The organism is Micromonospora cabrerizensis (assembly GCF_022230955.1).
Classification (GTDB): domain Bacteria; phylum Actinomycetota; class Actinomycetes; order Mycobacteriales; family Micromonosporaceae; genus Micromonospora; species Micromonospora cabrerizensis.
This window is the reverse complement of sequence record NZ_JAKKFI010000013.1, coordinates 23,183-49,424: the sequence shown is the minus strand read 5'-3', so window position 1 is coordinate 49,424 and position 26,242 is coordinate 23,183. Positions and strand designations below refer to the sequence as shown.

The window sequence follows — 26,242 nt, the reverse complement described above, 5'->3', positions numbered from 1 at the left end:
TCAGAGGCAGGAGTGCAGCACCTCGACCAGCTCGTCCACGCGGTCGTGCTCGGCGAGGTGCGCCGTGGCGTACGCGAAGGTGTAGCCGCGCTCGGGGTCGGCCCACGCGCTGCTGCCGCCGATGCCGCCCATGCCCCAACTGCCGTCCGGCTCCCACTGCATGCCCAGCGTCCAGTGGGCGGGGCGGTCCAGCACCAGGTCGGGGCCGTCGTACTGGACCCGGGTCGCCTCCGCGACCAGGTCCGGGTCGAACAGCCGAACCCCGTCCAGGACGCCGCCAGCGAGCAGGCCGGCGTAGAGCCGGGCCAGGCTGGACGCGGTGGCGTGCAGATTGACCGCGGGCATCTCGGCCTTCCGCCAGAGCGGGCTGTTCAGCACGGCCAGGTCCAGCCCGCCGGCCGGGTTGCCCAGCGCGCGTGCCCGCAAAGATCCCGCCTTGCCGAGCTTGCCGGCCGGCCACTGCGGATCGCCGTAGCGCAGGTCGGCGCAGCGCGACTGGTCCGCCTCGGTCAACCCGAAGCCGAGGTCGAGCTGCCACCGGTCGGCGATCTCCTCGGCCAGGAACCGGCCCACCGACCGCCCGTCGACGCGGCGGACCACCTCGCCCACCAGGTGCCCGTACGTCCAGGCGTGTTCCCCGGCGACCGAGCCCGGCGACCACTCGGGGTCGGCGGCGGCCAGGTCGCCGGTGAGCAGTGCCCAGTCGGCGATCGCCGTGGCCGGTCGCGGCACCGGGAAGGCTGGCAGCCCGGCGGTGTGCGACAACACCTGACGCACGGTGGCGGGTGTGCGGAACTCCGGCCAGTACCGGTCGACGGGCGCGTCGAGATCCACCTGCCCCCGGTCGACGAGCATCAGCAGGCAGAGCGCGGCGACCGGCTTGCCGACCGAGTAGACGTTGACGAGTGTGTCCGGCCGCCAGGGCTGGCCGCCGGGCCCGTCACCGGGTCGGGACAGGCCCCCGACCAGGTCGACGACGGGCTGACCGTCGTACCAGACGACCAGGCTGGCGCCGGTCTCCCGGCCGGAGGTGAGCAGGTCGTGGAAGGAGTCCCGGACCGGGGCGAAGCGTGCGTGCATCCCGCCACGGTAGGCGTCGCGGACCGGTGAGCGCGCCGACTTTTCCGCGACCCCGGTGGTTCGGCCGGTGTCGCTGGGGGATGCTGTCGGGGTGGCAGAGCCGGAGCTGGTGGATGTGGTCGTGGTCGGGCTCGGGGTCGGCGGCGAGGAGGTGGCCGAGCGGCTCGCCGAGGCCGGCCTGAGCGTCGTCGGCGTCGAACGGGATCTGGTCGGCGGGGAGTGCCCCTACTGGGGCTGCATCCCGAGCAAGATGATGATCAGGGCGGCCAACGCCCTCGCCGAGGCGCGCCGGGTCGACGGGCTGGCCGGGACGGCGCAGGTCCAGCCGGACTGGGCGCCGGTGGCCAAACGCATCCGCGAGGAGGCCACCGACACCTGGGACGACACGGTTGCCGCCGACCGGTTCACGGGCCTGGGCGGCCGGCTCGTTCGCGGGAGTGGTCGCCTCGACGGCCCGGGCCGGGTCCGCGTCGGTGACCAGGTGTTCCAGGCCCGGCACGGGGTCGTGCTGGGCACCGGCACCCGGCCGTCGGTGCCCCCGATCGACGGCCTGGCCGACACTCCGTACTGGACCAACCACCAGGCGATCGAGGTCGAGGAGCTGCCGGAGTCGTTGCTGGTGCTCGGCGGCGGCGCGATCGGTCTGGAACTGGCACAGGTCTTCGCCCGCTTCGGGGTCCGGGTCACGGTGGTGGAGGCGCTCGACCGGGTGCTGGCCGTCGAGGAACCGGAGGCGTCCGAGGTCGCCGCCGCGGCGCTGCGCGCCGACGGCGTCGAGATCCACACCGGGGTACGCGCCGAGCGGGTCGAGCACGACGGCACCCGGTTCACCCTGTGCGGCAGTGGCGGTTCGGCGTACACCGCCGACCGTCTGCTGGTGGTGACCGGGCGCAAGGCCCACCTGACCGAGTTGGGGTTGGACACCATCGGCCTCGACGCCAGTCAGCGCTACCTGCCGGTCGACGACCGGTTGCACGTCACCGACCAGGTCTGGGCGGTCGGCGACCTGACCGGCGAGGGCGCCTTCACCCACATCGCCATGTACCAGGCCGGGATCGTGATCGCCGACATCCTGGCCCGCGCCCGGCAGGCGAGTGCGGGGGCGGACGCCAGCGGCACCTCCAGCGTGGTCGGCGGTGCGATGGGCGCGTCCAGCGCGTTGGCCTCCAGCGGATCGAGTGGGTCGGCCGGCACCGTCCCGCGCGCCGACTACCGCGCGCTGCCCCGGGTGACCTTCACCGACCCCGAGGTCGGGGCGGTCGGGCTCACCGAGCGGCAGGCCCGCGAGCGTGGCATCAACGTGCAGGTCGGTTTCACCAAGCTGGGCAGCTCGACACGCGGCTGGATCCACCGGGTCGGCGACGACGGCTTCATCAAGCTCGTCGCGGACGCCGACCAGGGCGTGCTGATCGGCGCGACCTCGGTCGGCCCGGCCGGTGGCGAGGTGCTGTCCGCGCTGGTCGTGGCGGTGCACGCGGCGGTGCCGCTCAGCCAGCTCCGGCACATGATCTACGCGTACCCGACCTTCCACCGGGCCATCGAGTCCGCGTTGCGCGACCTGTCCTGACGCCCGCGCGCCGCACCCGTCGCGCGTGCCATGCGTTGCCGTGCGCGCGTCGGGCTTGATCGACTCGGCTTCATGAAAGTCGCGGTGTCCGAGGCCTGTCGACACCGCGACTTCCTGAAACCCGAGTCGATCACTGTCCAGCCGGTGCGACCTTGCGTCGACGGGGCCGTGGACTCGCGGCCCGGCCCGATTTCGCGTGCCGTAATGGTGGGCGATGGGAAGAATGCGGCAGCCGGCCAGCAAACGCCGGGCAGTTTGCTGTTCATTTCTTTCATCCCGGTGACGTACGATTGCGACCGTGACCAAGCGGTTGACTGAAGTTGCCAAGAAGGCCGGCGTCAGCGAGGCCACCGTCAGCCGGGTGCTCAACGGCCGCGACGGGGTTTCCGAGGCGACCCGCACCGCCGTGCTGACCGCGCTGGACGTGCTCGGTTACGAGCGGCCGACCAAACTGCGCGGCGAGCGTGCCCGGTTGGTCGGGCTGGTGCTGCCCGAGTTGCAGAACCCGATCTTCCCGGCGCTGGCCGAGGTCGTGACCGGCACCCTGGCGCAGCGCGGCTACACCCCGGCTCTCTGTGCCCGCACCATCGGCGGTGTCTCCGAGATGGACTACGTGGAGATGCTCCTCGACCACCAGGTCTCCGGGGTGATCTTCGCCGGTGGTTCGTACGCGCTCGCCGACGCCCGACACGACCACTACCGTCGGCTGACCGATCGGGGTCTCCCGGTCGTGCTGGTCAACGCGGGTGTGGACGAGTTGGGCTTTCCCCGCGTCTCCACGGACGACGCGGTGGCGGTGGAGCAGGCGTACGGGCACCTGCGCTCGCTCGGGCACGAGCGGATCGGGATGGTGCTCGGCCCGGAGGGGCACGTGCCGTCCCGGCGCAAACTGGACGCGATGATCCGGGCCGCTGGCTGGGACGAGGGTGACGCCGAGTGCGTCGAGCGTTCCAGCTTCTCGATGGAGGGGGCGCGGGTCGCCGCGACGAAACTGGTCGAGCGTGGCGTGACCGGCATCATCTGCGCCAGCGACGTGCTCGCGTTGGGCACGATCCGCGCGGCCCGACGGCTGGGTCGCTCGGTGCCGGCCGACATCTCGGTGGTGGGCTTCGATGACTCGGCGTTCATGACCTGCACCGATCCGCCGTTGACCACGGTGCGGCAGCCGATCGAGACGATGGGGCAGGCTGCGGTGGATCTGCTGGTCACCCAGATCGAAGGCGCCGGCGTGCTGCACGACGAGCTGCTGTTCGAGCCCGAGCTGGTGGTACGCGGCTCGACCGCACCCGCCCCGGGTCGCTAGGCACCGCACCGACCCAGGCTTCGGCCGTCGACCGCTCCCGCGGTCGGCGGCCGTTTTCGTCGTTGCTCGTCCTGAGCGGCATCGACTCTGCCGAATGACCCGCCATAAGTGATCAAAGGCCCCTAAATCTGGCTGCTTTCAGGGCCTTGCCAACATCTGCCGTAATCACGTCGTGTCCTTTCGGAACAGGGTCGATACCTTGCCGAAATGAGTCCCCCTCGCTACAGTGACTCCACTCACACCTGGCTCCGACGCAGCTACTGGGCGTCAGGTCGCATCACCGCAGATCAGCGAAGGTCATTGGAGACACCCGTTCCCGAAGGGATGGACAGATGTCCGTACCGCAATACCGAAAGGCTGCGGCGGTTGCGCTCGTGGCCGGCCTGGGGCTCAGCCTCACGGCGTGCTCCACGAAGAGTGACGACAAGGACGCGACCGCAGGCGGCAAGGTCACCATCACCGTCGACTGCCAGCCGGTCGGCGCGCAGAAAGAGCTGCTGAAGAACTGGAACGACGACGTCGCCGAGTTCCAGAAGCAGAACCCCAACATCGTCATCAAGAGCGTCAGCGTCGGCGAGCAGTGCAACAACCCGCCGGACTTCACCGCCCGCCTCGCCGGCGGCACCGTCACGGACGTGTTCTACGGGTACATGACCGATCTCCAGCAGGTGCTCGACTCCGGCCAGGCCATGGACATCACCTCCAAGGTCAGCAAGGACACGATCCCCACCTGGGACAGCGTCGACCCGGCGCTCAAGGGCGTCTTCACCGACGGCGGCAAGCTCTACGCCGTTCCGGTGAAGAACTACTCGATGGGTCTGGTCTACAACAAGGCCCTGTTCCAGCAGGCCGGGCTCGACGTCAACAACCCGCCGAAGACCTGGGCCGACGTCCGGGCCGCCGCCAAGAAGATCTCCGCACTCGGCAACGGCATCGCGGGCTACTCGGAGTACAGCGCCGGCAACACCGGCGGCTGGCACTTCACCTCCCTGCTCTACTCGCAGGGCGGCCAGGTGCTGACCCCGGACGGCAAGAAGGCCGACTTCAACAACCCCATGGGCAAGCAGGTCCTGCAGAACATCAAGGACATGCGGTACGGCGACAACAGCATGGGCGCCCGTCAGCTGCTCCAGTGGGGCGACCTGCTGACCAACGCCGGTGCGGGCAAGGTCGGCATGTTCATCGGCGCGCCGGACGCCACCCAGGCGATCGTCAGCCAGTTCCAGGGCAAGTTCCAGGACTGGGCGATGGCCCCGCTGCCCGGCCAGGACGGCGCGGCGAAGGGGACGCTCGGTGGTGGCGAGGGCTACTTCTTCAAGAAGGACCTCACTCCCGAGCAGGTCGAGGCCGGCCTGAAGTGGATCGCGTACCAGAAGCTCACCCCGGGCAAGGGTCAGTTCGACTACGTCCGGGCGAAGCCGCAGAACTACCCGGTGGGTCTGCCCCAGCCGCTGCTCTTCGCCAACGGCAGCGACGCGCAGAAGCAGGAACTGGAGCTGCGCAAGGCGAACGCGAACGTCGACACCGCGAACTTCGCCCTCTTCGAGGCGACCCCGGTGCCGATCAAGGGTGAGCCCCGCAACGCACAGGCGATCTACGCGGTGCTCGACGCCGCGATGTCGGGTGTGCTGACCAACCCGAACTCGAACATCGACGCCCTGCTCAAGACCGCCGAGGAGAAGGTCAACCAGCTCCTCACCGCGGAGAGCTGACCGAGCGTGTGGGGGCCGGTACGCCGACCCGGCCCCCACACCACCCGCGCCACATCGTCGACGTCACCGACTCACCCAGGAGTTGCCTTGGCGATCACCACCGTCCCGGAGACCACCAGGAAACCGGGCCGTCCGCCGTCGCCGTACTCGGCGAGGCCGCAGCGTACGAGCCTCGGCCGCAAGGTACGGGACAACCTCACCGGGCACGCGTTCCTGATCGGCGCGGTGCTCTGCTTCGTCGTCTTCTCCTGGTACCCGATGGTCCGCGGCATCATCATGAGCTTCCAGCGGACCCGGCGCGGCGAGACCACCTGGGTGGGTTGGGACAACTACTCCCGCATCATCGCCGACCCCAGCTTCTGGACGGCCTGGCAGAACACGTTCTACTTCACGGCGCTCGCGCTCGTCCTCGGGTACGCGGTGCCGTTCTTCGTGGCGATCCTGCTCAACGAGTTCCGCCACGCCAAGGGCTACCTGCGGATCCTGGTCTACCTGCCGGTGATGCTGCCGCCGGCCTCGGCGCTGTTCCTCTTCAAGTTCTACGCGTACGACCCCAGCGAGGCCGGGCTCTTCAACGCGATCCTCAAGGCGCTGCACCTGCCCACCTCGCAGTGGATGCAGTCGCCCGAGATGACGATGCCGGCGATGGTGGTCGCGTCGACCTGGATGAACATGGGCGGCGCCGTGCTGATCTACCTGGCGTCGTTGCAGAACATCCCCGGCGAGTTGTACGAGGCGGCGGAACTGGACGGCGCCGGGATCTGGCGCCGGATCCGCCACGTGACGATCCCGCAGACCCGGCTGATCCTCGCGCTCCTGGCGATGTTGCAGATCGTCGCCACGATGCAGCTCTTCATCGAGCCCCTGATCCTGGCCAACGGCGCGGGCGCGGAGGACTCGGCGACCTCGGTGGCGTACCTCATCTACCAGCACGGGTTCTTCCAGAACGACCTCAACGGCGCCGCCGCCCTGGGCGTGATCATGCTCGTGGTGCTGGCCGGCTTCTCCGCCGTGTACGTGCGGCTGACTGCGAAACAGGACTAGGACGGCGAGGAATGGCACAGGATTCCGGAACCCGGACCCTCATCTCCCACTCCCAGCTCAGCCGGGGGCGAGGCAAGGTCATCTACTGGACGTTGCTGGTCGTCGTCGTGGCGGGGTTCACGCTCGTGTTCCTCGGACCGCTCTACTGGATGGTCACCGGCGCGCTCAAATCCGGTCAGGAGATCGCCCAGACCCCGCCGTCGCTGTTCCCGAAGGACCCCCAGCCGCAGAACTACATCGACGCGTGGAACAACCTGGCCCTCGCCAAGCTGCTGTTCAACACGTTCTACTACGCCATCGGCGCGGTGCTGTTCCAACTGGTCTTCGACAGCGCCGCGGCGTACTCGCTGTCCAAGCTCCGACCGATGTTCGGCAACGTGATCCTCGCCCTGATGCTGGGAACGCTGATGATCCCGGCAATGGTCCTCATCGTCCCGCAGTACGTGACGGTGCTGGACCTGCCGATCCTGCACATCAACCTGCTCGACTCGCCGTTCGCGATCTGGTTGCCGATGGTCGCGAACGCGTTCAACATCTTCCTGCTGAAGCGGTTCTTCGACTCGATTCCCGAGGAGCTGATGGCGGCGGCCCTCATGGACGGGGCCTCGTCGCTGCGCACCCTCTGGTCGATCATCCTGCCGCTGTCGCGCCCCATCCTCGGCGTCGTCTCGATCTTCGCCGTGACGGCGGTGTGGAAGGACTTCCTCTGGCCGAAGCTGGTCATGCCGTCGCCGGAGACCCGGACGGTCAGCGTCGGCATCTACACCTTCGCCGGCGGCACCCCGATGAACGTGGTGATCGCCGCCTCGGTGATCGCCGCGATCCCGACTGTCATCATCTTCCTGATCTTCCAGCGGAACATCATGTCCGGTCTGACCACGGGCAGCATCAAGGGATAGCCACCACCGGTCCCCCCGCGCGGCGAACAACGACCGTTCGCCCCGATACATATCTAGGTCCGGCGAACCCGCCGACGTACTGACGCAGAAAGCAGGTGCTCGTGTCCACAGCTGACAGAAGTCCGTGGTGGCGTGGAGCCGTGATCTACCAGGTGTATCCCCGCAGCTACGCCGACGGAAACGGCGACGGCATCGGTGACATCGCCGGCATCCGGTCCCGGCTGAACCACCTGTCCGCGCTCGGCGTCGACGCGATCTGGTTCAGTCCCTGGTATCCCTCGCCGATGGCCGACGCCGGCTACGACGTGTCCGACTACCGCGACATCGACCCGGTCTTCGGCAGCCTGGCCGAGGCGGAGGCGCTGATCGCCGAGGCGCACGCGCTGGGCATCCGGACCATCGTCGACGTGGTGCCGAACCACTGCTCCGACGCGCACCCCTGGTTCCAGGCGGCGCTCGCCGGTGGGCCCGGCGCGCCCGAGCGGGACCTGTTCTGGTTCCGGCCGGGCCGGGGCCCGAACGGCGACCAGCGGCCCACCGACTGGGTCGGCGAGTTCGGCGGCGAGACCTGGACCCGCACCACCAACCCGGACGGCACCCCCGGCGACTGGTACCTGCACCTGTTCGCCCCGCAGCAGCCGGACTTCAACTGGGACCACCCCCGGGTGCGGGCGGAGTTCGAGGACATCCTGCGGTTCTGGTTCGACCGGGGTGTGGACGGCATCCGGATCGACTCGGCCGGGCTCCTGGTCAAGGACGGGGAGTTGCCCGAGGTCCGCCCCGACCACCCGCACCCGTTCCACGACCTCGACGGGGTGCACGACATCTACCGGGGCTGGCGGCGGGTCGCCGACTCCTACCCGGGCGAGCGGGCCCTGATCGGTGAGGTGTGGCTGCCGGACCGGCAGCGGTTCGCCAACTACCTGCGCCCGGACGAGCTGCACGCCGCGTTCAACTTCGACTTCCTCGGCTGCGCCTGGGACGCCTCGGCCCTGCGGGAGAGCATCGACGGGACGCTGAGCGCGCACGCGCCGGTCGGCGCGCCGGCCACCTGGGTGCTCTCGAACCACGACGTCACCCGACACGTCACCCGCTACGGTCGCGCGGACACCCGGTTCAGCTTCGCCGCCAAGCGCGAGGGCACCCCCACCGACCTTGAGCTGGGCACCCGCCGGGCCCGCGCCGCCGCGCTGCTGTCGCTGTCGCTGCCCGGCGCCGCCTACGTCTACCAGGGCGAGGAACTGGGCCTCTACGAGGTCGAGGACATCCCGTACGCGATGCGTCAGGACCCCATGTGGGAACGGTCCGGCCGGATCGACCCGGGCCGGGACGGCTGCCGCGTGCCCCTGCCGTGGGCGGGGGACGAGCCGCCGTTCGAGTTCAGCCCGACGGGTGCGGCAGCGCCCTGGCTGCCCCAGCCGGCCGACTGGAAGGACCGGACGGCCAGCGCGCAGACCGGCGACTCCGCCTCGATGCTGGAGCTGTACCGGGCGGCGATCCAGGCCCGCCGTGCCGACCCGGCGCTCGGTGACGGTGAGCTGACCTGGCTGCCCGCCCCGGACGGGGTGCTCGCCTTCAGCCGCGGCGGTGGCTTCACCTGCCTCGTCAACCTGTCCGACACGCCGGTTCCGATGCCGGCCGAGGGGCAGTTGCTGCTGGCCAGCGGGCCGCTCGACGACGGGTTGCTGCCGTCCGACACCGCGGTCTGGCTGCGTACCACCGAATCGGCGGACGGGCCAGCCTGACCTGACTCTGCTCGCCGTGGTGCCGGCGGCCCGTCCCGGCCGTCGGCACCACGCCACCGAAGGAAAGGAGAACCGAGGGGAGACGCGTCACGCCGCACCGACACGGGGGGACCTGGCCTGCCTGACGAAAGGGAGAGCGCAGCTCATGGCCAACCACACCACCGGCACCCCGCACCACCGACACCCGACCCGGGCAGGGTTGGCCGCCATTGCCGCCACCCTGCTCGCCGCCACAACGGTGACCGCTCTCGCGGTCACCGGCACCGCGACGCCGGCCTCGGCGGCTGGACTGTCCCCCTTCGACATCCCCAATCGAGGCGCCACCGTCCCGTTCATCGAGCAGGAGGCCGAGGAGGCCGCCCACAACGGCTCGAAGATCGGCCCGGACCGGCGCTACGGCACGTTGCCGTCCGAGGCGTCCGGCCGGGAGGCGGTCACCCTCGACGCCGTCGGCGAGTACGTCGAGTTCACCCTCACCGCGCCGGCCAACGCGGTCACCTTCCGCTACAGCCTGCCGGACAGCCCGTCCGGCACCGGCCGGGACGCCGCCATCGACCTGCGGGCCAACGGGTCGCTGCTGAAGTCGGTCCCGGTGACGTCGAGGTACGGCTGGTACTACGGCGGATACCCGTTCAACAACAACCCGGGTGACACCAACCCGCACCACTTCTACGACGAGACCCGGGCGATGTTCGGCAGCACCCAGCCCGCCGGTACGAAGATCCGCTTCCAGGTCTCCTCGACCGCCCAGTCGCCCACGTTCACCATCGACCTGGCCGACTTCGAGCTGGTCGCCCCGGCCATCACGAAGCCCGCCGGTGTGCTCGACGTGGTCACCGACTTCGGTGCCGACCCGAGCGGCGCGACCGACTCGACCGCCAGGTTCCAGGCGGCGGTCGACGCCGGCAAGGCCCAGGGCCGGGCCGTCTGGATCCCGACCGGCACCTTCACCCTCTGGGACCACGTGGTGGTCGACGGGGTGACCCTGCGCGGCGCCGGGCCCTGGTATTCGGTGCTCGGCGGTCGGCACCCCACCGACCGGAACCGTTCCGTCGGGATCTACGGCAAGTACGTCCCCGGTGGCGGCTACACCGGCCCGGTCCGCGCGCACGAGGCGAACGGGCCGAGCCGCAACGTCACACTGCGGGACTTCGCCATCATCGGCGACATCCGGGAGCGGATCGACGACGACCAGGTCAACGCCCTGGGCGGGGCGATGACCAACTCGGTGGTCGACAACCTCTGGCTGGAGAACACCAAGGTCGGGGCGTGGATGGACGGCCCGATGGACAACTTCACCATCCGCAACAGCCGGATCCTGGACCAGACCGCGGACGGCGTGAACTTCCACACCGGCGTGACCAACTCGACGGTGACCAACACGTTCGTGCGCAACACCGGCGACGACGCGCTGGCGATGTGGGCGCAGAGCGTGCCGAACGTCAACAACTCCTTCACCCACAACACCATCGGTGTGACCCTGCTGGCGAACCACCTGGTCAGCTACGGCGGTCGGGACATCAAGATCACCGACAACGTGACGGCCGACTCGCTGACCAACGGCGGCGGCATCCACGTGGCCAACCGCTATCCGGGTGTGCAGGGCGACACCGCGGTCCGGGGCACCTGGACGATCGCCCGGAACACGTTGATCCGCAACGGCAACTCGGACTACAACTGGAACTTCGGCGTCGGAGCGATCTGGTTCTCCGCACTGAACGAGTCGTTCCAGCAGGCCACCATCAACATCACCGACACCGACATCCTGGACAGCTCGTACGCCGCGCTGCACTGGATCGAGGGCCAGACCAGCGGCATCAACCTGAGCAACGTGCGGATCGACGGCGCCGGCACGTACGCGCTCCAGGTGCAGGCACCCAGTCAGGTGTCGTTCACCAACGTGCGCGCCACCAACATCGCGCAGAGCAACCCGATGCACAACTGCGTGGGCGGTGGCTTCCAGATCACCCAGGGCAGCGGCAACTCCGGTTGGTACACGCCCACCCCGTACTGCGGCCCGTGGCCCAACCCGCAGTGGGGCGGTGGACCCACGACCCCGCCGCCGACCACTCCGCCCCCGACCACCCCGCCGCCCACCACCCCGCCTCCCACCACCCCGCCTCCCACCAGTGGAAACCTCGCCCTGAACCGGCCGGCGACCGCGACCAGCACCAACCAGAGCTACACGGCGGGCAACGTGGTGGACGGCAACGCGGCCAGCTACTGGGAGAGCGCCAACAACGCCTTCCCGCAGTCGGTCACCGTCGACCTCGGCTCGGCCCGGCCCGTCGACCGGGTGGTGCTCAAGCTGCCCGCCGGCTGGGGAAGCCGCACCCAGACGGTGTCGGTCCTCGGCTCCACCGACGGCTCGTCGTACGCCACGTTGGCGTCGTCCGCCGGTCGGGTCTTCGACCCCGGCGCCGGCAACGCCGTCTCGATCGGGTTGCCCTCCGGCGACCGTCGCTACCTCCGGGTGACCGTCACCGGCAACACCGGCTGGCCGGCCGCGCAACTCTCCGAGGTCGAGGTGTACGGCGGCACCCCCACCACGCCGCCGCCCACCACACCGCCCCCGACCACGCCGCCGCCGACCACGCCACCGCCCACCACCCCGCCGCCCAGCGGCAACCTGGCGGCCGGGCGGCCGGTGACCGAGACCAGCCACTCCGACGTCTACGCCGCCACCAACACGGTGGACGGCAACCCGAACACCTACTGGGAGAGCGCCAACAACGCCTTCCCGCAGTCGCTGACGGTGGACCTGGGCACCAACCGCACGGTGTCCCGGGTCGTGCTGAAACTCCCACCGTCGTCGGCCTGGCAGACGCGCACCCAGACACTGTCGGTGCTCGGCTCCACCAACGGCTCGACGTTCGCCACCCTGAAGGCGTCCGCCGGCTACACCTTCAACCCGGGCAGCGGCAACACGGTCACCGTGACCTTCACGGCGACCAGCCAGCGGTACCTGCGGCTGACCGTCACCGGCAACACCGGTTGGCCAGCCGGTCAGCTCAGCGAGTTCGAGGCCTACTCCAGCTAGGCCGGGTGCCCCCGCCGCCCAGGGCGGGGGCATCCCGGTCCGGGCGGTCCGGCGCAACGCAGCCCCGGCCGCCCACCCCGTCCCCCAACCCGCACCGTCCCCCACCTGTCGCGGAACGACGGGCGTACCCCTGCACCCGTCGCCGGGCAACGCACCCACACCCACCCCCGAAAGAGGTGTAGCGACCCCATGTTGAGAAACGGCACCAGACGAGGCACGCCGCGAACCGGCGCGCCCACTCCCGTCCCCGGCACCACCCGCTCCGGCCGCCGTCGGCTGCTCTCCAGCGTGCTCGCCGGGATGCTCCTCGTCACCGCACCGGTCGTCACCCCCGCGGCGGCCGGCGCGGCACCGGTGGTCGACCCGGTCGCGGCAGCCGCCCGCGTCGCCATGCTCGCCGGGCTCTCCGCCACCATGACCGCCAGCAGCTACAACCAGAACTACGTGGCGAGCAACGCCAACGACGGCAACGCGTCGACCTACTGGGAGAGCGCCAACAACGCCTTCCCGCAGTGGATCCAGGCCGACCTGGGCGCCACGGTCAGCGTGGACCGGGTGGTGCTCAAGCTGCCGCCCGCGTCGGACTGGCAGACCCGCACCCAGACGCTGTCGGTGCTCGGCTCCACCAACGGCTCGACCTTCACCACCCTGAAGGCGTCCGCCGGCTACACCTTCAACCCGGCCAGCGGCAACACCGCGACGGTCAGCTTCACCGCAGCCAGCACCCGCTACGTACGGGTGCAGGTCACCGGCAACACCGGTTGGCCGGCCGCCCAGCTCTCCGAGGTCGAGGTCTACGGCGCTGCCGGCAACACCGACACCCAGGCCCCGAGCGTTCCCGGCAACCTGGCGTACACCCAGCCGGCCAGTGGGCAGATCCGGCTCACCTGGTCGGCGTCCACCGACAACGTCGGGGTGACCGGGTACGACATCTACGCCAACGGCGCGCTGCGCGGCAGCGTCAACGGCTCGACGCTCACGTACACCGACAGCCAGTCGACCAGCACCACGGTCTCGTACTACGTGCGGGCCAAGGACGCGGCCGGCAACCAGTCGGCGAACAGCAACACCGTGACCCGGACCGGCACCGGCAACCCGCCGACCGGTTCCAACCTGGCGATCGGCAAGCCGATCACCGCCTCCGGGTACGTGCACACGTTCGTGGCCACCAACGCCAACGACAACAACGTGGCCACCTACTGGGAGGGCAACGGCAACCCGAGCACGCTGACCGTGCAGCTCGGTGCGAACGCCAGCCTCAGCCAGGTCGTCGTGAAGCTGAACCCGGACTCGGCCTGGGGTGCGCGTACGCAGAACATCACCGTGCTCGGCCGGGACCAGGGTTCGTCGTCCTTCACCACGCTGGTGGGCGCGGCGAACTACTCCTTCAACCCGGGCAGCGGCAACACGGTGACCATCCCGGTCTCCGGTGCCGCGGCCGACGTACGGCTCTCGATCGCCTCGAACACCGGCGCACCGGCCGGGCAGGTGGCCGAGTTCCAGGTCTTCGGCACCCCCGCGCCGAACCCGGACCTGACCGTGACCGGCATGTCGTTCAGCCCGTCCGCACCCGTGGAGACGAGCACCATCACGCTCTCCGCGACCGTGCGGAACGCGGGCTCGTCGGCCTCCGGCGCGACGAACGTCAACTTCTACCTGGGCGCCACCCGGGTGGGCACCGCGTCGGTCGGCGGCCTCGCGGCCGGCGCCTCGACCACGGTCAGCGCCAGCATCGGCACCCGTGACTCCGGCAGCTACCCGCTCAGCGCGAAGGTCGACGAGTCGAACACCGTTGTCGAGCAGGACGACACCAACAACAGCTACTCCAACCCCAGCCCGCTGGTGGTCAGCCCGGTCGCCACGTCGGACCTGGTCGCCTCGGCGGTGGCCTGGTCGCCGGGCAACCCGTCTGCCGGCAGCACGGTCACCTTCTCGGTGTCGGTGCGCAACGCCGGCAGTGTGGCGTCCGCGTCCGGCGCGCACGGCATCACGCTCACCGTGCTCAACGAGTCCGGCACCGTGGTCCGTACGCTGACCGGCTCGTACTCCGGCGTGATCAACGCCGGCGCCACGGTCGGCCCGGTCAACCTGGGCACCTGGACCGCCGCGAACGGTAAGTACACCGTCCGGGTGGTGCTCGCCGCCGACGGCAACGAGCTGCCGGTCAAGCAGGCCAACAACACCAGTGACCGCCCGCTCTTCGTCGGTCGCGGCGCCAACATGCCGTACGACATGTACGAGGCCGAGGACGGCGCGGTCGGCGGCGGCGCCAGCGTCGTCGGTCCGAACCGGGAGATCGGCGACCTGGCCGGCGAGGCGTCCGGTCGACGGGCGGTGACCCTCAACTCGACCGGCAGCTACGTCGAGTTCACCACCCGGGCCAGCACCAACACGCTGGTCACCCGCTTCTCCATCCCGGACGCACCGGGCGGTGGTGGAATCAACTCGACGCTGAACGTCTACGTCAACGGCACGTTCCACAAGGCCATCGACCTGACGTCCCGGTACGCCTGGCTCTACGGCAACGAGGCCAGCCCGGGCAACTCGCCGAGCGCGGGCGGACCGCGGCACATCTACGACGAAGCCAACGTCATGCTCAACTCCACCGTGCCGGCGGGCAGCAAGATCCGCCTCCAGAAGGACCCGGCCAACACCACCACGTACGCGATCGACTTCATCAACACCGAGCAGGTGTCACCGATCGCCAACCCGGACCCGGCCCGCTACACCACGCCGACCGGCTTCACCCACCAGGACGTGCAGAACGCCCTGGACCGGGTGCGGATGGACACCACCGGCAACCTGGTCGGGGTGTACCTGCCGGCCGGTAACTACTCCACCTCGTCGAAGTTCCAGGTGTACGGCAAGGCGGTGCAGGTTACCGGCGCCGGCCCCTGGTACACCCGGTTCAACGGACCGGCGGGTCAGGACAACACCGACATCGGCTTCCGGGCCGAGGCGTCGGCGGCGAACTCGTCCTTCAAGAACTTCGCCTACTTCGGCAACTACACCTCACGCATCGACGGTCCGGGCAAGGTGTTCGACTTCGCCAACGTGTCGAACATCGTGATCGACAACATCTGGAACGAGCACATGGTGTGCCTCTACTGGGGCGCGAACACCGACTACATGACGATCAAGAACTCCCGGATCCGCAACATGTTCGCCGACGGCATCAACATGACCAACGGCAGCACCAACAACCTGGTCAGCAACAACGACGCCCGGGCCACCGGCGACGACAGCTTCGCGCTGTTCTCGGCGATCGACGCGGGCGGCGCCGACATGAAGGACAACATCTACGAGAACCTGACCTCGACCCTCACCTGGCGGGCCGCCGGTGTGGCCGTCTACGGCGGCTACGGCAACACGTTCCGCAACATCTACATCGCGGACACCCTGGTCTACTCGGGCATCACCATCAGCTCGCTCGACTTCGGCTACCCGATGAACGGCTTCGGTGCCAACCCGCCGACCCGGTTCGAGAACATCTCGATCGTGCGGGCCGGTGGGCACTTCTGGGGTGGGCAGACCTTCCCGGCGATCTGGGTCTTCTCCGCCTCGAAGGTGTTCCAGGGCATCCGCGTCAGCGACGTCGACATCGTCGACCCGACCTACAGCGGCATCATGTTCCAGACCAACTACGTCGGCGGGCAGCCGCAGAACCCGATCACCGACACGGTCTTCACCAACGTCTCGATCAGCGGGGCGCGCAAGAGCGGCGACGCCTACGACGCCAAGTCCGGCTTCGCCATCTGGGCCAACCCGATGCCGGAGGCTGGGCAGGGGCCTGCCGTCGGGTCGGTCACCTTCAACAACCTGCGGCTGAGCAACAACGCGGTGGACATCCAGAACCCCACGTCAACCTTCACCATCAACCGCAACTGACCTAGCTCGCACCGGGTGCCGCCGGGAGGGTCCCCCCTCCCGGCGGCATCGTGCCGTGTCGGCCCTCGCCGGCCGCGAACCGTGCCGCGCCGGCCGCCGCGTCCGTGGCCAAGGAGTCCATCCCGTACGCCAACTCGGTCGCCAGCGCCTCCGGCTCCCCTCTCCCGACTCCGGCCAGCAGCGCCGCCCGGTCGTTGCGCAGGCAGGTCTGCGGGTGCCGGGCGATCGCCGCCGCCAACTCCTCGGCCGCGGCCCGCGCCTGGCCGGGTGGCACCAACCGATTGACCAACCCCATCGCGTACGCCTCCTCGGCCGGCACCGGGCGGCCGGTGAGGATCAGGTCCATCGCCCGGCTCTCGCCGATCAACCGGGGCAGCCGGACCGTTCCACCGTCGATCAGCGGCACTCCCCAGCGGCGGCAGAACACGCCGAGGGTCGCGTCGGACTCGGCGACCCGCAGGTCGCACCAGAGCGCCAGCTCCAGGCCGCCCGCCACCGCGTACCCGGAGATCGCCGCGACCACCGGTTTGCTGAGCGCCATCCTGGTCGGGCCCATCGGCCCGTCCCCCTCCGGCTCGACCCGGTTGCCGCTCGGCGTGCCGATCGCCTTGAGGTCGGCGCCCGCGCAGAACGTGCCGCCGGCGCCCCAGAGCACGGCCACCGCGGCGTCGGGGTCGGCCTCGAAGGCCCGGAAGGCGTCGGCGAGCGCCCGAGCTGTCGGCCCGTCGACGGCGTTGCGAGCCGCCACCCGATCCAGCACGACGGTCGTCACCGGCCCGGCACGCTCCACCCGTACACCCATCGACTCAGCATGCCCGTACGGTCCCGCACCCACAATCCCCGTCGATCTTGTGGCCGGTGCCGTGCTTCGGCCAGGTGTGGGCGGTTTGCCGGGGCAGCAACTGCAAGATCGCGCTCAGTGACGATTTTGTCGCCCGAGACCGGTTTGCGACCCCCTTCGCCGGGAAGTCGGTACGGGTGCGAGCACTTCTGACGAAAGTTGAGCAGGCATCCAGCCTCGACCGGACGGGTGACCGGTTGCAGCGCGTGGTCCTGAGTACGCTGCGTCCGCGGCGGCTGCGGGACCTGCTGCACGGGGTGACCCTCGGGCATCCGCTGCACCCGGCGATGGTGCAGGTGCCGGTCGGTGCGTGGATCAGCGCCGCGGTACTGGACCTGATGCCCGGGCAACGCCGGCCCGCCACCATGCTGGTCGGCCTGGGCACCGTCAGCGCGTTGCCGGCGGCGGTCGCCGGGTTGAACGACTGGGCGGCACTCGCCCGTGACCAGCGTCGGGTCGGCCTGGTGCACGCCGCCGCCAACACCGTCGGCCTGACGCTGTACGCCGGGTCACTGGCCGCACGGCTGTCCGGCCGGCACGGCGTCGGCCGCGCCCTCGGCTTCCTCGGGCTCTCCACCGTCAGCCTGGGGGCGTACATCGGGGGACACCTCGCGTACAAGCAGGGGGCGCAGGTCAACCAGAGCATCTCCGAGTTGCACCGGATGACCGACGGCTGGCACTCGCTGGCCGACATGGCGACGCTGCCGCAGCGCACCCTGATCACCCGAGAGGTGGACGACGACATCTCGGTGATCCTCTACCGACACGGTGACGAGGTGACCGTGATGTTGGAGCGCTGCCCGCACCAGAGCGGTCCGCTCGGCGAGGGTGAGGTGCAGGAGATCGACGGCCACGCCTGCGTGGTCTGCCCGTGGCACGGCAGCGCCTTCCGGCTCAACGGCGGCGAGGTCATGCAGGGACCGTCCGGCAACGACCAGCAGATCCTGCCCACCCGGATCGAGAACGGCGTGCTCCAGACCCGCCTGCCCTGACCCGCCGGCGTGGTGGCCGCGGTTCGCCCGACCGCCACCGGCTCGGCGGTGCCGGCCAGCCTGAGTTGTGGCCAGCTTGATTCGTAGCCGGGCGAGTTGTGGCCGGGTGGGTCGTGGCCCGGGCGACGGAGAGCCAGCCCTCGCCCATCCGAATCAGGTGCGGCGGTGGCGGCCGACCGGAGGTCCGTCCGGTACGGAGTCCAGGCCGTGCCCGCCGGCGAACAGCCCGCCCTCGGCGCCATCGCCGGCCCAACCCTCGTCACCACCCCAGTCCGATGTGCCGGCGGCCCCCGCCCCTCCGCCGGCCGACGAACCACCGGACAGAGCCATCCCGCCACCGGGGAACGCCGTGCTGCCGGGAGGAGCCATCCCACTGCCGGCGGGCGAGACCCCGCCGGGAGGAGCCATCCCACCTCCGTGAGGCCCGCCTCCGCGAGGTGTCCCACCGTCGCGAGGCGCGAAGACATCGCCGCTCGGTGCCGTGCCGTTAGGCCGCGTTGTTGGGGATTCGATGGCCGCGGCCGCTCGGCGGGCGGCCCACGCGGCACCGCTTCCGGCCGCTCCACCGCTCGTCCGCCGGGCCGCGCTGCTGGTCCGGTCCGCACTGCTGGTTCGGTCTGCACTGCCGGTTCGGCCCGCGCCGCCGGTACTGCCCGCGCCACCGGTTCGGCCTGCACTGCCGGTTCGGCCCGCGCCGCCGGTGCTTCGGGCCGCACCTCCCCGGGGCTTGCGGGAGGACGCGGCCAACCGGGGCGCCGCCCCGGCGGTCGCCGGGCGTCGGCGTAGGCCCAGCACCGCACCGATCTGTGCTCCGACGATGCTCGCCACGGCCAGGACGGCGGACACCGCCAGTGGACGGTTCACCCCGTCGGCCGTGCCTGCTCGGGCTGCGCCGACGGTCATGGTCGGTGGCTGGCCTGCTGACTCCGTACCGCTGGGGGGTGCCGGGTCCACGCGCTCCGGCGCGGCGCGCTCGGGCGCCGGCCGGGGCGCGGGCGGTTTGGGTGCCGCGGGCCGGTCGACCAGGCGGCCGGTGGCGTGCTGCCGGGCCCCCTGGTCGGCGGCCTCGGTGGGGAGCCGGAGCAGTTGGCCGGGGCGGATCCGGTCCGGGTCGTCGAGCTTGTTCAGCTTGGCGAGCTGCCGGTAGTCGCCGAACTCGTCCAGGTAACGCTCGGCCACCTCGCCGAGGTAGTCGCCCCGCGCCACCCGGTACACCGGCGCGGCCTCGTTGTTGGCCGCGGAGCCGCCGAATGCGGTCTGCTCCGTCCCGGCCAACCCGAGTGGCCCGCTGCGGGCCAGCGGAGCCGCCGTGTCGGGTGTCGCACCCGCGTGGGCCGGCGCGGCCACGGCACCGACGCCCGGTGCGCCGGTGTACGCCGGCGCGCCGTAGACCGCAGCCGCGCTGGCGGCGGCCGGGCTGGCGACGAGGATCAGCGCGACCGAGCCGACCAGCGCGGCGGCGGCCTTCTGCTGGCGGCCCATCCCGGGCAACTTCGGCGCGGGTCGGCGCAGGCTCTGTGCCCCCAGCTCGACGAGGACGGAGAAGGCGAACGTGGCCCAGCCGAACCAGCCGGCCACCGCCAGTGCACGCAGGAAGAGTTGGCCGTCGTCCCGGCTGGTCAGCGCGGTGCCCACCTCGCTGATCGTGGGCAGGTGATCGGGCAGCGGGTTGCCGGCGAAGGCCAGCAGCGCGATCGGTGCGCCGACCAGCAGGGTGCACAGCACGGCCAGGGAGCCGATGCCGGTGAGGAACCGTCCGGTTCGTCGTACGACGGACCCACCCGATACGGGCATGGCTGCCTTCCTTCCTACGGTCCGGCGGTGATGGCTCGCGCGGTCGCCTCGCCGGTGACGGTGACGGTCTTCTGCTGAACGAACAGCCCGAGCATCGTGCGGTTGTAGGTGATCGGAACGGTTACCCGGATCAGGGTCTCCCCGTCGACAACGGGGAAGGTCACGACGTGGCCGGATACGCCGGCGGCAGCCAGATAGCTGTCGACCGCCACGAGGGCCTCGGACTCCTTGATGCGCTTCGGCCCGCCATCGATGGCGACGGCCCGGTCGATGGCCTGACCGCCGGTCCGGGCCGCCTCGGCCGCCAGGTTCTCGGCACGTTGCAGGGTGCGGAGCTGCCCGGCGCCGTCGTAGGTGAGGCCGATGATGGCCAGTACGCCGATCATCGTCACCGCGAAGAAGATGCTCACCCGGCCGTGCTCACCGTGCGACTCTGCCCGCCGGCACTGCCCTGAGCGACCCGGCCACCTGATCATCGGACGCTCCCGAACGCCGCAGGACGGGTCGACGGGCCGACACGTCCGCACCCACGCATTAATGTTTGACGATGGATTGTTTCTCCTGCCACCACAACGAACGGCTCGGCTCGCTGCCGCCACGTGAGCTTGTCGCGGCCGACGACCACTGGCGTGTCGCCCACGCCTTCGACTCGGCCCTGCCGGGCTGGCTGATACTCGCCCCGCGCCGGCACGTGACGTCGATCGCCGACCTCACCGACGCCGAAGCGGAAAGCCTCGGCACCTGGCAGGTGCGGCTCTCCCGAGCGCTGCACGCGGTGACCGGGTGCTCCAAGACGTACGTGGTGCAGTTCGCCGAGCAGGAAGGTTTCGCCCACGTGCACTTCCACGTGGTGCCCCGAATGCCGGACGCTCCCGCTGACCGGCGTGGCCCCCGCGTCTTCGCCTACCTGGGCGCAGCGGAGGAGCAACGCGTCGCCGAGCAGCGACGGGACGACCTCGCGCTGGCACTCCGAGCGGAGCTGGACCGCGCCGGCCAGGCCCGACTGCCTGTCGACGTTCATCAGACGCCACCCGCACTCGTGTCCGGCGCGGCACCCACGCCCACCGCACCCGGCCCCAGGGCCCTGCCCCGGTAACGGTCCAGTGGCGAGGTGAAATGCGCCTTGATCCGTTTTCCGGATGTCATGCCGGGCAGGATGTCGAGCGAGATGTCGCTGAAGGACACGTCACAGATGATCTCGACCGTCACCGTGGCGTTCTCACCCACCGCGCTGGTGAAGGCGGCGTCGAAGGTGGTGGACACACCTGCCACCGTGCCTCTGAACGTGGGTGCCAACCCGTTCGCGCAGGCCAGGCCGTGCCAGTCCAGCTGCTGCCGGGCGGCTTCGAGCGCGGCGCTCTCGGCGGTGCTCGAAGTTCGCGAGATCGAGGCGGCGCGGGCGGCGTCGTGCGCGGCGGCATCGACCGCCTCAGCGGCCAGGGCGGTACGCCCGACAACGCCGGCCAGCACCATCAGCGCGATGAACGCGGGCGCGAGCACCGCCACCTCGATGGAGACCGAGCCCCGCTCGGCGGTGCGCTTCATGGTGTGGTCACCCTCTCCACCGTCCCGTGGGCGGTCTGCTGCACCGCGAAGTCCACGCCCGGCACCACCGAGAGGGACCGGCCACTCACCGTGCAGGTCACCTCGGTGTCGTCGTTGATGACGACGCAGGTCGGGCCGGGTGTCTCCCAACCCACCAGCCAGCCGCCGGCGGCATTCAGGAAGCCGGTGGCGCTGTTCACCCCGGCGCCGCCCCCGGCCTGGTACGTCCGCTGGGCGTTGACGCCGCTCTGCGCGGCGTTCAACGCGGTGGAACGGGCGAGGAAGACGGCCGCGATCTGGATCGAGGCGAAGAGCAGCACCAGGATCAGCGGCATCATCACGGCCAGCTCCACCGGGTTGGCACCCCGCTCCCGGTCGCCGCCCACGAGTCGGCGCCGGGTGGCGGTGACCACCCGACGCCACCTCGAAAATGCGGCTCTGCTCACGCTGGCTGCTACGGGGCCGTGGGGTTCGAGAAGGTTGGGATGTTGGTCATCCAGTTGTTGGCCCTGCTCAGAGCCAGGCCGGTGACGATGGTCGCCACGAAGACCAACCCAAAGATGATCACCGCGGTGGGCACCGGGCTGTCGCCGCGCTCGCCGTCGTGGCGTAGCTCGGCCAGGCGCGTCGTCAGCACGACGTGCAGGTAGCTGAGGATGGACATGGCGTGCTCCTTCAGGGGTGGGGTCAGATTCGGGCGATGAACGGATAGACGACGAAGCCGAGCAGCACGAAGACGAGCAGTGCGCCCGGAATGTCGAGTCGGCTGGTGACCCCCTCGGCGCGAGCGAGGTTGTCGGTGCGGATCTGGTCGCGCAGCGAGTCGGCCCGACTGCGCAGGGTCTCGTGCACCTGCGCGCCCTCGCTGCCGGAGGAGCGCATGATCGCGCCGACGTCCCCCAGCTCCGGAATGCCGATCTTGTCGGCGAGGTCGCGCAGCTCGTCCCAGGGCGCGTGCATCTGCATCTGGGCGATCCGCAGCGACTCCTGGAGTCGATCGAACACCCAGCCGTCACAGACCGCCGCCGCCCGCTCCAGCGACTGCACCGGCCCGTGGGCGGCGGAGAGCTGCAACGCCACCAGGTCGAGGTAGGTGCAGACAGCCTGGCGGAACTCGTCCCGGGCGGCATCGGCCTTGGTCAGCACGGCCCGGTGCGCCAGCAACCCGCCCAGCAGCGCCAGGCCGAGACTCCCGAGCACCGGTATGACGAGCGGGAACGAGACGCCGAGCACCAGCAGCGCCACCCCGAGCAGGGTCGGCGTGGCCAGTCCGATCAGCGCGGACAGCAGCACCGACAGCGCGTACTGCTCGGGGGTCTGACCGATCAGGGCGAGCTGTCGGTGCGGCGGACGCAGCCAACGCGACAGCCCGGTCAGTGAGTCCAGCCGTCGGGAGGCGGGAGTGGCGACCTGGCCGGTGCCCGGTGGTTGGTGCAGTCGACGTAGCGCCGGCCCGAGCGCCGGGGTCGCCGGCACCAGCTCCCGGACCACCAGGAAGACTCCCAGCCCGATCCCGGCACCACCAGACACCGCCATGGCCAACTGCCAGTTCAGGATCACGCGGTCACCTCGCTCGGGTCGGGCGCCGGCAGGAACCGGGTCGACCGCTGCGGTTGGCTCATCGACCGCACCCAGGCCAGCAGGGCGATGAAGGCGGCACCGAGCGCGGCCATCACCACCTGCCCGACCGGCGTGCCGTACGGCTTGATGTACTCGGTGTTGATCAGCCCGTACGCGAGGGTCGCCAGGGTCATCCCGGTGAGGAAGCGGACCGCGAACCGGGGCTGGGTGCGCTTGGCCTCGATCTCCCGGCGGGTGGCGACCTCGGCGGATGCCGCGCCGGCGATCGAGCCGAGCACGTCACCCAGCCGTTCACCCCGGTCGGAGAGGTGCAGGATCAGCGCCGCGACCACCTGGTCGCAGACCGGGTCGGCGATCTCGTCGGCGAACGCCAGCAGCGCCGTGCGGGCCACCCAGCCGGCCTGCAGACGGGCGGCGAGCAGCCGTACCTCGTCCTCGACGCCGGGTGGCACGCTGCCGATCGTGCCGATGATCGACTGTTGGAGGCCCTGCCCGGTGTTGGAGACGTCCTTGAGGCGGCGGGTCCACTCGCCGACCGCCTCGATCCGGGCGATCGCCCGCTGTTCGGCCTTGCCGACCCCGAACAGCCACGGGGTGCCGGGCACCGCGACCGCCACCAGCAGCCCCACCACCGGCAACCCGGTCAGCAGGAACGCGAACGCGCCCGCGACCAGCGCGGCGAGCAGCAGGGCCTGGTAGGACCGCTGCTCGGTAGGCGTGGTGCCGGGGCCGCGCCACAGCCGATCGAGGCCCCGACCGCCACCGGGGCGCGGCCCGGGAGGACGTCGGGTGCCGACCAGCGCCACCACGGCCAGCAGCAGCCCGGCCACACAGGCGGCCCCGGAGACCACCGCGATCAGCTCCAGGCTCAGCATCAGGTCACCGCCGGGCCAGTCGGGTCTGCCGGGGTCGCCGCCACGCGCCGGCGCCGGCCTCGATCCACCGGGTCAGCAGCCGTACGTCGTAACCCACCCGCAGCAACTGGTCACGCACCCGCTCCGGCAGGTGCCGGGGGACCGCACGACCGTCCGGGCCGGGCCCGAAGACCGTGGTGGTGGTGATCCGACCGGCCTCGCCAGCGCCGATCACCTCCTCCACGTGCGACACGAACCGGTGTTTACGCCCGCCGATCGCGGTCTCGTCCTCGACGGTGACGTAGACGATCAGGTCGAGGGCGTTGCCGGCCATCCGGCGGGCCTGGTCGACGGTCATCTCACGGCCGTGCGCCAACGCCAGCTCGACGATCCGTTCACCCACCCCCGAAGCGGTGCGGGCGTGGATGGTGCACATCGAGCCCCGGCTGGTGGTCATCGCCTGGAGCATCGGCACGATCTCCCGGGACCGCACCTCACCCACGATGATCCGCAGTACGCCCATCCGCAGCGACAGCGGGATCAGGTCGGCGATGGTCACCTCACCGGCCGGTCGGCCGTCGAAGCCGCGCTCCCCGTGGCCCTCCCGGGCCTCGAAGCTCATCACCGCCCGGTGCCGCTCGCGACGGCGGGCCGGCAACAGTTCCCGGCTCTCCTCCAGCAGCACGTACGGCTCATCCTGCGGGATCTCGTTCATCAGCGCGCGGATGATCGTGGTCTTCCCGGCGCCGGCCAACCCGGCGACCATGATGTTCAGCCCGGCGCGCATCGCCGCGCGGAGGAAGTCGCGCAGGAGCGGGTCGATCATCTCGTCCAGGTCACCCCGTGCACCGGCCACGTCGTCCAGGCTCACGTCCAGGGTGTTGTGCTTGCGGATCACCGCGTACGGGCGGTGGCTGACCAGGAACACCGCGGCCAGCCGGCTGCCGTCGGGCAGTTGCAGGTCGAGAGTGGGCTTCACGGTGGACAGGGACCGCTCGGTCGCGCCCGCCCGGCGGGCCGCCGCCTGGAGGATCTCCACCAGCTCGGCGTCGCTGTCGGCGATCGGTTCGGCCCAGTCGACCCCGCCGCCGTGCCGGCTGATGCGCACCTGGTCGCAACCGAGGATGTGCACCTCCTCGATGGTGTCGTCGACCAGCAGGGTCTGTAGCCGGCCCAACCCCACCAATTCGGCGGTCACCTGGTCGAGCAGCAGACGTTCCTCACCGGCGGCCATCGGCGTGCCGGCCCGGCGCACGGAGTCGGCGTACGCGGCGACCACACCGACGGCGAGCCGCGCCCGTTCGGTGTCCTCCTCGTCGACGGTGAACTCCCGGCCGCGCTGCCACAGGGTGAGCCGTTCGGTGAGTTCCCGGCGCAGTTCCCGGACCACCTGGAAGTCCATCCGGGGGCGGGGTGCCGCCGCCGGAGGCGCCGTGGCCGTGGGCGGCGGCTGCGGCGGCGGCCCGGCCTGCTGGTGCCGCCCGTTCGACGCGGCCAGGGGCGGCACGGTGGAGGTGGCGCCCGGCGGCTGTTGGCGCGGGTCGGTGGAGACCGGCTCAAACCGCATCCGGCACCCCCTGCTGCACGGGCCACGCCAGCCGGGCCCGACGCCGGTCCAGGAGCGCGCCGATCGGCACCTCCAGCGCGGCCGCCGCGCGCATCAGCGGCCGTCCGGCGCGGACGGTCCCGCCCAGGGCGAGAACCCCGGCGGTACGCGGGTCGTGCGGCAGCCGTGCGATCACCGGCAGTTTCAGGGCGCGACTGATCTCGGCTCGCCCGTGCCCGCCGCCGACCAGCAGCAGCCGCAGGGTGCCCGGCGGCACCCGGTGCTCGGCGAAGTCCCGTTCGATCGCGGTGACCACCGCCCGGGTGCCGGAGAGGTCCGGTAGTTGCGCCCCGGTCACCAGCAGCACCACCGACGCGGCCCGCAGCACCGGCCACGGTGGCCCGGTGACGTGCAGCCGGCCGCAGTCCACCAGGACGTCGTAGCCGGGGGTGCCGCGATCCAGGGCGTCGAAGTAGTCGGCGAAGCGCTGCCAGAGCGGGGTGACACTGCCGCCCTGGGCCGGGTCGACGAGCCCGGGCAGCAGCAGCCGTTCCCGACGGGGGGCGTCCAGGTCGACGAGCTGGGACCAGAACGCGGTTTCCAGGTTGCCGTCGCGCAGCTCCCCGACGGCCAGCTCCCCGATGCCGCGCGGGCCGTCCAGCTGGCCGCCGAGGTAGCCGGCGAGGATCGAGCCGCCGGCCGGGTCGCATTCGGCGAGCACCAGTCGCCGGTGCCAGGCCAGTGCACAGGCCAGCGCCGAGGTCGTGACGCCGGGCGAGCCCTTCGCGGACACCAGCGCGATGATCGCCAT

The 26,242-nt window shown here is 70.8% G+C and carries 20 protein-coding genes and 2 pseudogenes; 11 read left to right on the top strand and 11 right to left on the bottom strand.

All coding sequences use genetic code 11. The annotated features are described in order from the left end of the window. Positions 1-1,080 carry a serine hydrolase domain-containing protein gene (locus LADH09A_RS01875; protein WP_238642994.1) on the bottom strand — a complete coding sequence of 360 codons (1,080 nt, stop codon included), beginning with the start codon at positions 1,078-1,080 and terminating at the stop codon, positions 1-3. Between the two features lie 91 nt (positions 1,081-1,171). On the opposite strand from LADH09A_RS01875, the gene LADH09A_RS01870 reads away from it, so the two are divergent. The 9 genes from LADH09A_RS01870 to LADH09A_RS01830 all read left to right on the top strand — a co-directional run bounded on the left by LADH09A_RS01870 (position 1,172) and on the right by LADH09A_RS01830 (position 16,278). Then, positions 1,172-2,647, top strand: coding sequence for a dihydrolipoyl dehydrogenase family protein (locus LADH09A_RS01870; RefSeq protein ID WP_238642993.1), 1,476 nt, complete (start codon positions 1,172-1,174; stop codon positions 2,645-2,647). A gap of 72 nt (positions 2,648-2,719) precedes the next feature. Further along, entirely contained in the window at positions 2,720-2,965 is a 246-nt protein-coding gene (locus LADH09A_RS01865; RefSeq protein WP_238642992.1) for a hypothetical protein, read from the top strand. Then, entirely contained in the window at positions 2,946-3,950 is a 1,005-nt protein-coding gene (locus LADH09A_RS01860; RefSeq protein WP_238642991.1) for a LacI family DNA-binding transcriptional regulator, read from the top strand. Before LADH09A_RS01865 ends, LADH09A_RS01860 begins: the two co-directional genes overlap by 20 nt. A 332-nt stretch (positions 3,951-4,282) precedes the next feature. Beyond that, a complete protein-coding gene (locus tag LADH09A_RS01855) occupies positions 4,283-5,662 on the top strand; it encodes an ABC transporter substrate-binding protein (RefSeq protein ID WP_238642990.1) in 1,380 nt (459 codons plus the stop codon). 87 nt (positions 5,663-5,749) lie between these two features. Next, the gene (locus tag LADH09A_RS01850) at positions 5,750-6,706 is read left to right on the top strand and encodes a carbohydrate ABC transporter permease (protein WP_238642989.1); all 957 of its coding nucleotides are present in this window, start codon (positions 5,750-5,752) and stop codon (positions 6,704-6,706) included. A gap of 11 nt (positions 6,707-6,717) precedes the next feature. Continuing rightward, the gene (locus LADH09A_RS01845) at positions 6,718-7,605 is read left to right on the top strand and encodes a carbohydrate ABC transporter permease (protein ID WP_238642988.1); all 888 of its coding nucleotides are present in this window, start codon (positions 6,718-6,720) and stop codon (positions 7,603-7,605) included. Between the two features lie 140 nt (positions 7,606-7,745). Beyond that, entirely contained in the window at positions 7,746-9,350 is a 1,605-nt protein-coding gene (locus LADH09A_RS01840; protein ID WP_238642987.1) for a glycoside hydrolase family 13 protein, read from the top strand. A 145-nt stretch (positions 9,351-9,495) separates the two neighbouring features. Continuing rightward, on the top strand, positions 9,496-12,390 hold the full coding sequence (locus LADH09A_RS01835; protein WP_238642986.1) for a galactose-binding domain-containing protein: 2,895 nt from the start codon (positions 9,496-9,498) through the stop codon (positions 12,388-12,390). A 189-nt stretch (positions 12,391-12,579) separates the two neighbouring features. After that, on the top strand, positions 12,580-16,278 hold the full coding sequence (locus LADH09A_RS01830; protein ID WP_238642985.1) for a discoidin domain-containing protein: 3,699 nt from the start codon (positions 12,580-12,582) through the stop codon (positions 16,276-16,278). A 1-nt stretch (position 16,279) separates the two neighbouring features. On the opposite strand, the gene LADH09A_RS01825 is transcribed toward LADH09A_RS01830, so the two are convergent. Continuing rightward, positions 16,280-17,080: a crotonase/enoyl-CoA hydratase family protein gene (locus LADH09A_RS01825; RefSeq protein ID WP_238642984.1), complete on the bottom strand. Its 801-nt coding sequence runs from the start codon at positions 17,078-17,080 to the stop codon at positions 16,280-16,282. A gap of 176 nt (positions 17,081-17,256) precedes the next feature. Here LADH09A_RS01825 and LADH09A_RS01820 point away from each other — a divergent pair, with 176 nt between their 5' ends. After that, on the top strand, positions 17,257-18,111 hold the full coding sequence (locus tag LADH09A_RS01820) for a Rieske (2Fe-2S) protein (RefSeq protein WP_238642983.1): 855 nt from the start codon (positions 17,257-17,259) through the stop codon (positions 18,109-18,111). Positions 18,112-18,867: 756 nt separating this feature from the next. Here LADH09A_RS01820 and LADH09A_RS01815 read toward each other — a convergent pair. Both LADH09A_RS01815 and LADH09A_RS01810 read right to left on the bottom strand, forming a co-directional pair. Further along, positions 18,868-19,905: pseudogene (locus LADH09A_RS01815) on the bottom strand (LysM peptidoglycan-binding domain-containing protein); the annotation flags it as partial. 14 nt (positions 19,906-19,919) lie between these two features. Continuing rightward, the gene (locus LADH09A_RS01810; protein WP_238642982.1) at positions 19,920-20,381 is read right to left on the bottom strand and encodes a pilus assembly protein TadG-related protein; all 462 of its coding nucleotides are present in this window, start codon (positions 20,379-20,381) and stop codon (positions 19,920-19,922) included. 71 nt (positions 20,382-20,452) lie between these two features. Between LADH09A_RS01810 and LADH09A_RS01805 the strand changes: the two genes are divergently transcribed. Next, on the top strand, positions 20,453-21,001 hold the full coding sequence (locus tag LADH09A_RS01805; RefSeq protein ID WP_238642981.1) for an HIT family protein: 549 nt from the start codon (positions 20,453-20,455) through the stop codon (positions 20,999-21,001). Here the strand turns inward: LADH09A_RS01805 and LADH09A_RS01800 are convergent. From LADH09A_RS01800 to LADH09A_RS01770, 7 genes and pseudogenes are all read right to left on the bottom strand, one after another. Next, the gene (locus tag LADH09A_RS01800; RefSeq protein WP_238642980.1) at positions 20,926-21,450 is read right to left on the bottom strand and encodes a TadE/TadG family type IV pilus assembly protein; all 525 of its coding nucleotides are present in this window, start codon (positions 21,448-21,450) and stop codon (positions 20,926-20,928) included. The genes LADH09A_RS01805 and LADH09A_RS01800 overlap by 76 nt on opposite strands. Further along, positions 21,447-21,896: a TadE/TadG family type IV pilus assembly protein gene (locus LADH09A_RS01795; RefSeq protein ID WP_238642979.1), complete on the bottom strand. Its 450-nt coding sequence runs from the start codon at positions 21,894-21,896 to the stop codon at positions 21,447-21,449. The genes LADH09A_RS01800 and LADH09A_RS01795 overlap by 4 nt, the downstream gene beginning before the upstream one ends. A gap of 8 nt (positions 21,897-21,904) precedes the next feature. Further along, entirely contained in the window at positions 21,905-22,114 is a 210-nt protein-coding gene (locus tag LADH09A_RS01790) for a hypothetical protein (RefSeq protein WP_238642978.1), read from the bottom strand. 23 nt (positions 22,115-22,137) lie between these two features. Beyond that, the gene (locus tag LADH09A_RS01785; RefSeq protein ID WP_238643043.1) at positions 22,138-23,007 is read right to left on the bottom strand and encodes a type II secretion system F family protein; all 870 of its coding nucleotides are present in this window, start codon (positions 23,005-23,007) and stop codon (positions 22,138-22,140) included. Then, positions 23,007-23,950 (bottom strand): annotated as a pseudogene (locus tag LADH09A_RS01780) (type II secretion system F family protein). The gene LADH09A_RS01785 and the pseudogene LADH09A_RS01780 overlap by 1 nt, the downstream one beginning before the upstream one ends. Next, a complete protein-coding gene (locus LADH09A_RS01775; RefSeq protein WP_238642976.1) occupies positions 23,911-25,452 on the bottom strand; it encodes a TadA family conjugal transfer-associated ATPase in 1,542 nt (513 codons plus the stop codon). The pseudogene LADH09A_RS01780 and the gene LADH09A_RS01775 overlap by 40 nt, the downstream one beginning before the upstream one ends. Next, positions 25,442-26,242: a CpaE/TadZ family protein gene (locus LADH09A_RS01770; RefSeq protein WP_238642975.1), complete on the bottom strand. Its 801-nt coding sequence runs from the start codon at positions 26,240-26,242 to the stop codon at positions 25,442-25,444. Before LADH09A_RS01770 ends, LADH09A_RS01775 begins: the two co-directional genes overlap by 11 nt.

Coding starts and splice junctions, on each gene's coding strand:
- LADH09A_RS01875 (WP_238642994.1), bottom strand. CDS start 1,080: ATGCACGCACGCTTCGCCCCGGTCCGGGACTCCTTCCACGACCTGCTC.
- LADH09A_RS01865 (WP_238642992.1), top strand. CDS start 2,720: ATGAAAGTCGCGGTGTCCGAGGCCTGTCGACACCGCGACTTCCTGAAA.
- LADH09A_RS01855 (WP_238642990.1), top strand. CDS start 4,283: ATGTCCGTACCGCAATACCGAAAGGCTGCGGCGGTTGCGCTCGTGGCC.
- LADH09A_RS01845 (WP_238642988.1), top strand. CDS start 6,718: ATGGCACAGGATTCCGGAACCCGGACCCTCATCTCCCACTCCCAGCTC.
- LADH09A_RS01835 (WP_238642986.1), top strand. CDS start 9,496: ATGGCCAACCACACCACCGGCACCCCGCACCACCGACACCCGACCCGG.
- LADH09A_RS01830 (WP_238642985.1), top strand. CDS start 12,580: ATGTTGAGAAACGGCACCAGACGAGGCACGCCGCGAACCGGCGCGCCC.
- LADH09A_RS01825 (WP_238642984.1), bottom strand. CDS start 17,080: ATGGGTGTACGGGTGGAGCGTGCCGGGCCGGTGACGACCGTCGTGCTG.
- LADH09A_RS01810 (WP_238642982.1), bottom strand. CDS start 20,381: ATGATCAGGTGGCCGGGTCGCTCAGGGCAGTGCCGGCGGGCAGAGTCG.
- LADH09A_RS01805 (WP_238642981.1), top strand. CDS start 20,453: ATGGATTGTTTCTCCTGCCACCACAACGAACGGCTCGGCTCGCTGCCG.
- LADH09A_RS01800 (WP_238642980.1), bottom strand. CDS start 21,450: ATGAAGCGCACCGCCGAGCGGGGCTCGGTCTCCATCGAGGTGGCGGTG.
- LADH09A_RS01790 (WP_238642978.1), bottom strand. CDS start 22,114: ATGTCCATCCTCAGCTACCTGCACGTCGTGCTGACGACGCGCCTGGCC.
- LADH09A_RS01775 (WP_238642976.1), bottom strand. CDS start 25,452: ATGCGGTTTGAGCCGGTCTCCACCGACCCGCGCCAACAGCCGCCGGGC.
- LADH09A_RS01770 (WP_238642975.1), bottom strand. CDS start 26,242: ATGGCGATCATCGCGCTGGTGTCCGCGAAGGGCTCGCCCGGCGTCACG.